Annotated in this window: 11 protein-coding genes; 1 reads left to right on the top strand and 10 read right to left on the bottom strand. The window is 54.3% G+C overall.

Features of this window, described 5'->3' with window-relative positions:
• The 6 genes from WKK33_RS03070 to WKK33_RS03045 all read right to left on the bottom strand — a co-directional run.
• Nucleotides 1-1082, bottom strand: a 1082-nt coding sequence (locus tag WKK33_RS03070; protein ID WP_337932423.1) for an argininosuccinate synthase domain-containing protein, incomplete at its 3' end; no start/stop codon positions are given.
• Between the two features lie 164 nt (nt 1083-1246).
• A complete protein-coding gene (locus WKK33_RS03065; protein WP_215759233.1) occupies nt 1247-1882 on the bottom strand; it encodes a GNAT family N-acetyltransferase in 636 nt (211 codons plus the stop codon).
• An 8-nt stretch (nt 1883-1890) separates the two neighbouring features.
• Nucleotides 1891-2361, bottom strand: a complete 471-nt coding sequence (gene argR, locus WKK33_RS03060) for an arginine repressor (RefSeq protein ID WP_215759234.1) — start codon at nt 2359-2361, stop codon at nt 1891-1893.
• Nucleotides 2362-3282: 921 nt separating this feature from the next.
• Nucleotides 3283-4197, bottom strand: coding sequence for a helix-hairpin-helix domain-containing protein (locus tag WKK33_RS03055; RefSeq protein WP_309439094.1), 915 nt, complete (start codon nt 4195-4197; stop codon nt 3283-3285).
• Between the two features lie 38 nt (nt 4198-4235).
• Nucleotides 4236-5579: a sodium-dependent transporter gene (locus WKK33_RS03050; RefSeq protein ID WP_337932422.1), complete on the bottom strand. Its 1344-nt coding sequence runs from the start codon at nt 5577-5579 to the stop codon at nt 4236-4238.
• Between the two features lie 45 nt (nt 5580-5624).
• Nucleotides 5625-6983 (bottom strand): sodium-dependent transporter, encoded by a 1359-nt coding sequence (locus tag WKK33_RS03045; RefSeq protein ID WP_337932420.1) that lies wholly within the window; start codon nt 6981-6983, stop codon nt 5625-5627.
• 74 nt (nt 6984-7057) lie between these two features.
• On the opposite strand from WKK33_RS03045, the gene WKK33_RS03040 reads away from it, so the two are divergent.
• Nucleotides 7058-7498, top strand: coding sequence for a VanZ family protein (locus WKK33_RS03040; protein WP_337468531.1), 441 nt, complete (start codon nt 7058-7060; stop codon nt 7496-7498).
• On the opposite strand, the gene WKK33_RS03035 is transcribed toward WKK33_RS03040, so the two are convergent.
• Genes WKK33_RS03035 through WKK33_RS03020 form a run of 4 tightly spaced genes read right to left on the bottom strand, consistent with a single transcriptional unit; the run spans nt 7398 to nt 11133 of the window.
• A complete protein-coding gene (locus WKK33_RS03035; protein WP_337468530.1) occupies nt 7398-7910 on the bottom strand; it encodes a CYTH domain-containing protein in 513 nt (170 codons plus the stop codon). The two genes, WKK33_RS03040 and WKK33_RS03035, sit on opposite strands and share 101 nt — an antisense overlap.
• A 2-nt stretch (nt 7911-7912) precedes the next feature.
• On the bottom strand, nt 7913-8098 hold the full coding sequence (locus tag WKK33_RS03030) for a hypothetical protein (RefSeq protein WP_337468529.1): 186 nt from the start codon (nt 8096-8098) through the stop codon (nt 7913-7915).
• A 43-nt stretch (nt 8099-8141) separates the two neighbouring features.
• A complete protein-coding gene (prfB, locus tag WKK33_RS03025) occupies nt 8142-9266 on the bottom strand; it encodes a peptide chain release factor 2 (RefSeq protein WP_215759241.1) in 1125 nt (374 codons plus the stop codon).
• A gap of 58 nt (nt 9267-9324) precedes the next feature.
• Nucleotides 9325-11133 carry a long-chain fatty acid--CoA ligase gene (locus WKK33_RS03020; RefSeq protein WP_309439098.1) on the bottom strand — a complete coding sequence of 603 codons (1809 nt, stop codon included), beginning with the start codon at nt 11131-11133 and terminating at the stop codon, nt 9325-9327.
• Nucleotides 11134-11205: the final 72 nt, after the last annotated feature.

Raw genomic sequence — 11205 nt, 5'->3', positions numbered from 1 at the left:
AGCTTCGACTTCGTGAGGTCGTCGGGCGAGTCGACGCCGACGGTCTGGAAGCCATAGGGGCGCAACTTCAGGATGGCGGTACCATTGACGTGGCGCTGCGAACTGCTGAGGAACGCCTCCATGTCGGGCATGACGGGCTCCAGGTATTGGCTCTCGTGGAGGAACATGCCGTACCAGTTGGCCACCTGGTCTTTCCAATATTGCTGCCACTTGGAGAGGGTCGACTTCTCCAGCAGGCGGTGGGCCTCGATGATGAGCATGGGCGCTGCGGCCTCAAATCCCACACGGCCCTTGATGCCGATGATGGTGTCGCCCACGTTGCAGTCGCGGCCGATGGCGTAGCTGGCGCCTATCTCCTCGATCTTCTGGATGGCCTTGACCTTATCGTCGAACGGCTCGCCGTTGACGGCGGCTATCTCGCCTATCTCGAAAGTGATGCGCAACTCGGCCTCGGGCTCCTCGGCGGTGACGTGCTTCAGGTAGGCCTCCTCGGGCAGTCCCTGGGTGGGGTCGAGCAGTTCGCCACCGCAGATGCTGGTGCCCCAAATGCCTACGTTGTAGCTATACTTCAACTTGGTGAAGTCGGCGAAGAAGCCGTGCTCGTTCAGGTAGTCGACCTCCTCCTTGCGCGAGAGCTCCTTGTCGCGCGTCAGGGTGATGATCTCCACTCCAGGGGCCATGACGAGGAACGTCATATCGAAACGTATCTGGTCGTTGCCGGCACCCGTCGATCCGTGGGCAATGGCGTCGGCGCCAATCTCCTTGGCGTAGCGGGCAATGGCGATGGCCTGGAAAATGCGCTCCGACGACACGGAGATGGGATAGCAGTTGTTGCGCAGCACGTTGCCGAAGATCATGTATTTCAGCGACTTGGTGTAGTACTCCTGCGTCACATCGAGGGTTACATACTTCACGGCGCCCAACTTGATGGCGTTCTCTTCGTTGGTCTTCAACTGCTCGGCGCTGAATCCGCCGGTATTGGCGCATGCTGCATAGACATCCCAGCCCTCCTGGGCGAGTTTCATAACGGTGTATGATGTATCAAGGCCTCCACTGAAGGCTACCACTACTTTCTTTTTCATAATGATGCTCCTGTTTTTCCCGTCCGGCCCATGCTGGCCCCAATGGCCTTGCGGCTCACGGCCGACACATGGACAAGAACGGATGTATTTTGGTGTTTTTGTTGTTGTTATATTATAATAGGTGTTTCTGTTCCTTGCGATTTGCTCCGCTCCGAGCTACCGGGCTACGACTCCCCAAAGTCGTCGGAGGTCATCGTGGCCGTGCTTTTCAGCCCGTCGATGCGGCGTATGCGCTCCATGACCTCTGGGGAAATCTTGGCGGGCAGGTGCTCGTCGGGGTCGAAGAGCATGGCGGTGCAGATGCAGAACTTTCGCCCGGTGCGCTCCAGCACGTCGTGGTTGATGCATCCCTGGCAGCCTCGCCAAAAGGCCTCGTCGTCGGTGAGGTCGTTGAAGGTCACGGGATGGTAGCCCAGCTGGGTGTTCATCGTCATCACGGCCGATCCCGACGTGAGCGAGAAGATCTTGGCGTGGGGCCAACGCACGCGGGCTAACGTGAAGGTGAGGTTCTTGATACGCTTGGCGAGTCCGAGGCCACGGTAGTCGGGATGGACGATCAGTCCGGAGGTGGTTACATAATGCTTGTTACCCCATGTCTCAATATAACTGAATCCTGCGAAGCGCTCGCCCTCGAGCGCTATGACGGCCTTGGCCTCACGCATCTTGGTTGCCACATACTCGGGTGAGCGCTTGGCGATGCCGGTGCCGCGCACCTTGGCGGCGTCTGCAATGGTCTGAAGAATGGTGTCGACGTATTTCACATGGCTCTCATCGGCCACCATTACCTGAATGTCTTTCATGGATGTTGTTAAAAATCTACTATGTCGTTAATGCCGTCTATAAGAGCGTTATGGTCGACACCCTCGCGAAGCACGATAATAATGGTGTCGTCGCCGGCGATGGTACCCAATATTTCGGGCACGTTACTGTTGTCGATGTTGTAAGCAATGGAACTGGCGTAACCTGGACGAGTCTTGATAACTCCGAGGTTGCCCGAGAAATTGATGGATAGGAAACCGGGATTGCTCAACATCTCACCGGCCGATAGGGGCTTGTGTGATCGTCGATACATGGTCTCGTTGGGCAAAACATAAACATACTTGCCATTCATCGAGGCCGCTTTGGCAACCTTCAGCTGCTTCAGGTCGCGGCTCAGCGTAGCTTGGGTGAGCGTGAACCCTTCCTTGCGCAACTCGTTGAGCACTTCTTCCTGACTACCTACTTCTTTACCTGAAATAATCATCTTGATGGCTTCAAGCCGGCGGTCTTTTGTCTTCATGCTGTGTATTTTTATTCCTTATCCGTTCGCAAAGTTACTATTTATCATGCAAACATGCAAACAAATCTGCATTTTTCTTATATTTCAAACATATTTCTTACATTTAGACCATAATCAACCGTTATAAATATGCGTTCAAGGTGAATTTAATACATAACGTAAGTAAACGGCTCTCCTTAGAAACGTGAGGCAAATAGATATCGGAACAGTGGGGTACATTGTATAATAGGGAAGAAAATAAGGTGTATATCCACACTTCATAAGTCGTGTTAGGCAATTTCACGACTGAGGAAGGACCGTGCGCCTATATGCAGAAAAAGGGTATAAGCATACATTTTGCAAATGGCTGCGCCAAGCGTGGGTAAACGGGGCGATGCGGCGTGGCCGGTTCCCACATCGGCATTGCGCCTACTGGCGGGTGGGTAGGTTCGCTCCTTGGGCGCCTCGCGGCAACGCAAGAGGTGCAACAGCAGTTGGGGCAAGCGCAACGAATTATTGTAACAATCTATACAGAAAACTACACGTTTGTTTTCCACGACGGAAATATTTGTCCGAAATACGCGATTCTCAGCGCTTTTACGCATCATCCTAACACTCAGCCACTTACCATCCAAAGACTCCATTCCACACTCAACATTTCACATTCCACACCACAAAACATGCCTAACCGAGGCTCAATACATGGCCTTTCGCAGTGGGAAACATGCCAAGCGGTGTTTCGATCGGGCATGTTTCGCAACTCGAAAGATGCCTAAAGGCAAAAGCGAAGCGCTGATTTTGCGTTCCAAACACGCATAAACGACTTTTTCGTGCGCTATTTCAACCCAAATCGGCGCACAACTTTTTAGCAAAAAATCAGGACGGGTGGCATGAGGCGCAGCCTGTGGTCGACTCATGGGTGGGACCACTGGCAACCTCGAATCAGAACTCCACGTAGTGGCTCAGGCGTTCCATGTCCTCGGGGGTGAAGTCTTTGAGCAAGCGCAAATCGGCGAGGCTCTTCAGCGGTCCACGCAAGCGGCGGTAATCGGTGATGGCCTTGGCTTGGTAATAGTTGATGTAGGGATGGCGCTTAAGCTGGTTGAGCGTCAGACGGTTCACGGCAATCTTGGCGGGCTTGTCGTGGATCACAAAATACGAGAGGGCCTTCTCGGGGAAATCGTCGATCTCGAGCAGTTGGTCGGCACTGTAAAAACCGCCCAGCCGTTGGCGGTAATGGGCTATCTCGCGCGCAAAGTAAGAGCCTATGCCAGGCACACGCTTCAGCAATGCGGTGTCGGCGGTGTTGAGGTCGATGGTTTGCGAGAGTTGGAGCTTCGCGGGGTAAGTGGGCTTCAAACTGTCGCGGCGAGCCTCATGGTGGGTGGCATAGCGGTCGGCGGCGGGTTGATAATCGGCACCGATGCGGATATAGGGTTCCAGCTCGCGATACTCCTTTTGTGTGAGCCCATAGAGCCGGGCGAAGTCGGACGGCTGACGGTAGATGCCGCCCTTGGCGCGGTAACGATAGATGCTACGCACCTGCCACGGGCGCAATCCTAAGCGAAGCAACTGGCTGCTGTCGGCGGTGTTGGGATCGAACGCGAAACGCTCGGGCCGCCTTACGTCGTCTTGGCGGTAATAACCGCCTTGGTCGGAATAATAGGTGGCGGCGCGATGGTTCGACGGGCGCGCGCTGTCGGCCGCGGGGAGACTATCTGGAGCCAGGGCCAAGGGTGTATCGGTTTCACACCCCAAGTAAGAAACGAGGGTGCCGGCAACCACCAGCAACGTCAGGAAAAAGATGACGATATTGCGGTCGGAACGGTTGAAATAGAGAAAGTCTTTGAGTTTCACGTCGATGGATAGGTTAGGTTAGTAGGATGGATGGCGTATTAGACGAAGCCCATCTGATGGAGGAACACCAGCAAGATGCACGCGGGCGAGATGAAGCGGATGATGAAGAGCCACACGGCATAGACCGACACGCGCAGCGTGCCCCAGTTGGACACCTCGTCCTTGACCACCCGTCGGGGCACCATCCACCCCACGAGGATGCAGGTGAAGAAGGAACCGAGGGGCAAGAGAATGTTGGAGGTGAGGAAGTCGCAGCAGTCGAGGAACGACTTGCCGAACAAGCTGATGTCGACGGCGCCACACGACAGGGAGCAGAGCACACCGATGGCGCAGCAAACCACCGTCTCGATGATGGCGCCTCGCCTGCGTGAGATGTGGAGCTCCTCATAGAAGAAGGAGGTGCCTATCTCGTGCATGGAGATGGTGGACGTGAGGGCTGCCAGCGCCAGGAGCGCATAGAAGAGGATGGCCACCACATAGCCCAAGCTGGGGCTAAACGCTTGCTGGAACACGTTGGGAAGGGTGATGAAGATAAGCGACGGGCCGCTGTCGGGGCGGATGCCCACGGAGAAGGCGGCGGGGAAGATCATCAGGCCGGCGAGGATGGCGATGAGGGTGTCGACGCAAGCGATCTGTCCGGCGGTCTTCAGCAGGTTGGTTTGCCTACTGAAGTAGGAGGCGTAGGTGCAGAGGCACGACGTGCCGAGCGAGAGGGAGAAGAAGGCTTGGCCAAGGGCGTCGAGCAACACACTTTGCGACATGCGTGAGAAATCGGGCTTGAACAGGAACTCAACGCCCTTGCCGGCATTGGGCAGGAGGCAGGAGGCCACCACGATGACCAGCAACAGCCCGAAGAGGATGGGCATGAGGGCATTGCTGAACTTCTCGATGCCTTTTCGAACGCCACGGATCACCACCAGGTGGGTGATGACTATGAACACTATGGTCCACAGAAGGGGCTGCCAGGGGTCTGACGAGAAGGTCTTGAAATAGGTGGCTACATAGTTGGTGTCGCCATGGAGGTTGCCCATAAACGAGGCCACAAGGTATTGCAGGCACCATCCGGCAATAACGGCGTAGAAGCCGAGGATAATCATGGAGGTGACGGTGCCCATGTATCCAATGGCCGACCACCATCGTCCGCCCATCTTATAATAGGCGCGAACGGCGTTGGATGCGCCATGGCGACCCACAACAAACTCGGCCACCATGCCGGGAATGCCCAACAAAAGGATGCACACGGCATAAACCAGGATGAAGGCGGCGCCACCATCCTGGCCGGTCATATAGGGAAAACGCCAAATGTTGCCTAAGCCAACGGCGGAGCCTGCCGTAGCGAGCACCACGCCTATCTTGGTTCCAAAATTACCACGTTCTGTCATGTTGATGTGCGGGGGTATGGTAGCGCCGTGGGAGGAAGGCGCCGGTTATATTACGTTGAACTGATGGAGGAATATGCTGAGAATGGCCAACGGGCACACGAAGCGTACCAAGAAAAGGAAGACGCCAAAGAAGCGACCGCTAACGGTGCCCCAGTTGGTAAACTCGTCTTTCACCAAGCGTTTGGGAACAAACCAGCCCAGGAACAGGCAGGTGAGAAATCCGCCAAGAGGAAGGAAGATTTGGCCAGTAACAAAGTCGAACACGTCGAAGAGCGACTTGTCGCCTATGCGCAGACCATCAAACTGTCCTAAGGAGAGCGAGCAGAACGCTCCAATGATGATGGTGGTAACGGTGACGATGACGGCGCCCTTATCGCGGGTGATGTGGAGCTCCTCATAGAAGAACGCGGTGCTCACTTCGTGGAGCGACATGAGCGAGGTGAGGGCGGCCAACGATAGTAACGCATAGAACAACAACGAGATGACCCATCCCAGGATGGGCATGCTGGCGAAGGCTTGGTTGAACACGTTGGGAAGGGTGATGAAGATAAGCGACGGGCCGCTGTCGGGGTTGACGCCCACCGAGAAGGCGGCGGGGAAAATCATCAGGCCGGCGAGGATGGCTACCAACGAGTCGATGACCGAGATCTGCACGGCCGATTGCAGCAGGTTGGTTTGGCGGGTGTAATAGGAAGCATAGGTGCAGATGCAACCCATGGCGATGCTCAACGAATAGAACGACTGGCCCAGGGCGCCAAGGAACACGCCACGGTCGACCTTGCCAAAGTCGGGCTTGAACAGGAAATCGATGCCTTTCTCGGCGTCAGGAAGCATGCACGAGGCCACAACGATGACCAACAGCAGGACGAACAGGGTGGGCATGAGCAACTTGGAGGCCCTCTCAATGCCTCCGCGAACGCCATGGATGATGACGAAATGGGTGATGAGCAAAATGGCTACAAGCCAAATGATGGGACGGATGGGGTCGGTGGAGAACGATTGGAAATAGCTTTTCACAAACGAGGGGTCGCCATGCAACTGTCCGGCAACCGACGCGTAGATGTACTGAAGGCACCAGCCCGACACCACGGCGTAATAGCCGGTGATGAGGTAACCGGTGAGAACGCCCAGCAATCCCACAAACTTCCAGGCGTTGCCGTGCGACATCTTCGAATAAGCGCGATAGGTGTTGGAAGCGCCATGACGACCTATGATAAACTCAGACACCATGCAGGGAATGCCCAACAGCAACACGCAACCTATATATATAAGGATAAAGGCGGCACCTCCGTTCTGTCCGGCCATGTAAGGAAAACGCCAAACGTTGCCCAGGCCAACCGCCCCGCCAGCGGTGGCAAGGATCATTCCCAACTTACTTCCAAAACTTGCTCTTTCTTCTAACATACTAACCTTTTCATCATTAAACGCTTGCAAAATTACAAAATATTATCTACTTTTGCATTAAAGTGAAAGTAAAAATGAAAAATCCGTATGATATTTTAAGATGTTACCCATTCTCTTGGATATGCGTAACCGTTATTTGGGTGCTTTGCCTCATACCCATGCCCGAAACGCCACTCGACGGCATCAGCATGATCGACAAGTGGACCCACTTCGTGATGTATGGCGGACTGTGTGCGGTGGTGTGGACTGAGCACGCCTTCAATCGCTCCACCATCAACAAGCGGTTTCTGCGCACATGGGCTTTCATCATCCCCCTGCTCATGGGAGGACTCATCGAGGTGGTGCAGGCCACTTGCACGGGAGGACAACGAAGTGGCGATGTCGTCGACTGGTTGGCCGACGGCATCGGCGTGCTTATTGGTCAGGGCCTTGGTATGCTTCTGGCACGAGCTGTCGCCAGTTGCAGAAAGGGTCGGAAAGAAGGTGCGAGTTGCGGAAATGAACGTCGCCCGTGACCTCGGGACCGATGAAATCGGGCTTTTCGAAGGATTCGTCCTCACTGCCAAGTTCCACCTCGGCCACCACCAAACCGGCGTTGGCGCCATGAAACTCGTCGACCTCGAACGTGTGGGAACCGCTCTTCACCAGCCAGCGGTGCTTGTCGACCACGCCTCCTCGGCATAAGGCCATCAGGTGCATGGCCTCATCAAGGCTGATCTCTTTCTCAAACTCATAACGGCTCAGGCCGCCATTGGTGCTATGACTCTTTATGGTCAGGTAGCCTTTCTCGTCGCGGATGCGGATGCGAACCGTGGCCCCTTCAGCGGGGATGTAGCCTTGCTGGATGTGGCTACAAGAAAAGGCGGCGCCTTTGTATGCGTCGCCTTTCTTGACGAGAAACTTGCGTTCTATCTCAAGTCCACTCATTTTTATGCAATATACATTGACCAAATAATATAAAGGATGGAAAGTGCGAAAAGGACGCCAAATATCCACTTGACAACGACCTCACCCTTATCCTTCTGCTTTTGCTCATGATTCTGACGCTTGCGAGGACGAGCCGTCTGGGTCACCTCGTGCACTACGGGATGCTTGTCTACTTTCTTTTTACTCATATCTTCAATATTTTAAGGTTTTTAGTGATGCAAACCATAGGGCTTACTGAGCCTCTTCCTCGGTGGGGAACTCCATGAGGTAGGCCTTGATGAAGCCGTCGATCTTGCCGTCCATCACGCCATCGACGTCGGAGGTCTGATAGCCGGTGCGATGGTCCTTCACACGACGGTCGTCGAAGACATAGCTGCGGATTTGGCTTCCCCACTCGATCTTCTTCTTGCCTGCCTCGATCTTGGCCTGGGCCTCTTGCTTCTTCTTCAGCGCACGGTCGTACAACTGACTCTTCAAGAGTTGCATGGCCTTGGCGCGGTTCTTGGGCTGGTCGCGCGTCTCGGTGTTCTCAATGAGGATTTCCTCCTTCTCACCCGTGTCGGGGTCTTCGTATTGGTAGCGCAATCGGACACCCGACTCCACCTTATTCACGTTCTGTCCACCGGCGCCGGAACTGCGGAAGGTGTCCCAACTGACCTTGGCGGGATCGACATACACCTCGATGGTGTCGTCGACAAGCGGTGTGACGAAGACGCTGGCGAAGCTGGTCATGCGCTTGCCTTGGGCGTTATAGGGCGATACGCGCACCAAACGGTGCACACCATTCTCGCTCTTCAGGAAGCCGTAGGCATACTCGCCACCCTCGATGGTCATGGTCATGCTCTTCACGCCGACCTCTTCACCGGGCTGAAGGTCAGTGATGGTAACCTTGTAGCCATTGGCCTCGCACCAACGCATATACATGCGCATGAGCATCTGGGCCCAGTCTTGTGCCTCAGTGCCACCCGCACCAGAGTTGATTTTCATCACGGCGTCCATCGAATCTTCCTCCTGGCGGAGCATGTTCTTCAGCTCAAGCTCCTCGATGGCATGGATGGCCTTGGCGTAATCGGCGTCGACCTCTTCCTCGGTAACCATTTCCTCCTTATAGAAATCGAAAGCCAACTGCAACTCATCGGCGCTCTGACGAACGCTCTGGTAGCCTTTAATCCATTTCTCAATGTCCTTGACTTTCTTCATCTGGACCTGTGCCCGCTTGGGGTCGTCCCAGAAATCGGGAGCCTGGGTGCGCAACTGTTCCTCCTCAAACTCCACTTTCTTTTGGTCGATATTAAGATAATGATGGAGCTTTTCAGCGCGGTCCATCACATCTTTCAATTGATCTGCTGTTATCATCGTTTGTTATTCTTGCATAATGAGACAATGGGCGGGGTGTGGCTTGGGCACCATCGGCCTATTCCTCGTACATCTTATCGATTACGGCCTTGTAGTTCTTATAGATAATGGGGCGACGCATCTTCAGCGTATTGGTCAATTCGCCCGATTCCATCGAGAAATGATGGGGCAACAAGGTGAAACGTTTGATCTGCTCATAGCCCGCCAACGACTGCTGCAACGTGGCAATGCGCTCCATCATCATGTCGTGAACCTTCGGGTTGGCGCATAGCTCTTCGTTGTTCTCAAAGGCGATGCCATGCTCGCGTGCCCACTCTTCGATAAGATGGAACTCGGGTACAATGAGCGCCGAAACAAACTTACGCTGGTCGGCAATGACGGCCACCTGATCAACATACTTGTCGACCAACAGCATCGACTCGACCATCTGAGGTGCCACATACTTACCGTTGCTGGTCTTGAAGAGGTCCTTAATGCGCTCGCGAAGGAAGAGCTCACCATCCTTCATGTAGCCGGCGTCGCCAGTATGGAAGAAGCCATCCTTGTCGAATGATTGCGCATTGGCTTCATCGCGGTGGTAATAGCCGGGAGTGATGGTGGGACCCTTGAGCAGGATCTCATCGTTCTCGCCAATCTTCAGCTCAATGCCATCAATGAGTCTTCCCACAGAACCAATGGTGTATTTTTGCTTGGGGCGGTCGCACGAAACGGTGGCCAAACTCTCTGTGAGGCCATAGCCTACGATCATCGTTATGCCGATGGAATGGACAAATTGCTCCACTTCGGGCGAGACGTAAGCTCCAGCGGTTGGGAAGATATTGGGATGCTCCAGGCCCAGTTGCTTACGGACAATGCTGAGCACCGTGTTGTTAACCAACTTATACTCGAGAGCCAAGGCCAAAGGCGGACGTTTGCCATTGGCAAGATACTCGATGTTGTGGCGGCGACCAACACTAAGGGCGTGGTTGAAGAGCTTGCGCTGCACACCACTGGCCTCATCCATCTTGGCCTTCACGGCCTGATAAACCTTCTCCCAGAAGCGAGGCACGCTCGACATACATGTGGGATGGGTCTCACGCATGGAGTCTTGGATCTCCTTTGGATAAGTATTGATGATGAGTTGGGCACCCACGGAAAGACACAAATACGACCATCCACGCTCAAACACATGTGTGAAAGGCAAGAAATTGATAGCGCGGTCCTTGTCGGAGACGCCCACACACTTGCCGTTGGCAATTATGGCGGCATTGTATTGGCGATAGTTCAGGATAACGCCCTTGCTCGCTCCTGTGGTGCCACTGGTATAAAGGATGTTGCAAACGTCGTCCTCGTTGGCCTCGGCCCAACGCTTTTCGACCTCCGTCTGGCGCGGAAGGCCCTCGCCCAACCTCAGGAAGTCCTCGAAATAAATGGCGTTGGGATCGTGCGAACTAACGCGCACGCTCTCATCAAAGATGATGATTCGCTCCAACGAAGGGCACAAAGGGAATATGCGATGAGCCTTATCGTACTGATCTTGCTCGCCAACAAACAGGTACTTTACCTCGGCGTCGTTGATCATGTACTGTATTTGGCTCTCGGAACTGGTTGCATAAAAAGGAATGGACACAACCCTAATTCCGTACGCTCCAAAATCTGTGTAGAGATATTGGATGCAGTTTTGCGAGAACACCGCTATCTTCTCCTGGGGCTTAATGCCAAGATTCAACAAGGCATTGCTCACTTGCTTCACGCGCAAAGAAAACTGATTCCAGGAAACTGTCTTCCATTTCAGACTTCCAAAACTACGGAAAGTCAGAACGGGGCGCGAGCCATACTTCTTAGCCTGCTCATGGATGAGCACAGAGAGATGACTTAAATTCTGCATGATGGATAGGCTTTTAATTATTACGCAAAGTCCAAGCAGACGCTGAGCCGAGGACACGCGGTCTTCAATCAG

It is taken from the genome of Hallella sp., assembly GCF_037460745.1.
GTDB classification, from domain to species: domain Bacteria; phylum Bacteroidota; class Bacteroidia; order Bacteroidales; family Bacteroidaceae; genus Prevotella; species Prevotella faecis.
This window is presented reverse-complemented; position numbering and strand designations above follow the sequence as displayed.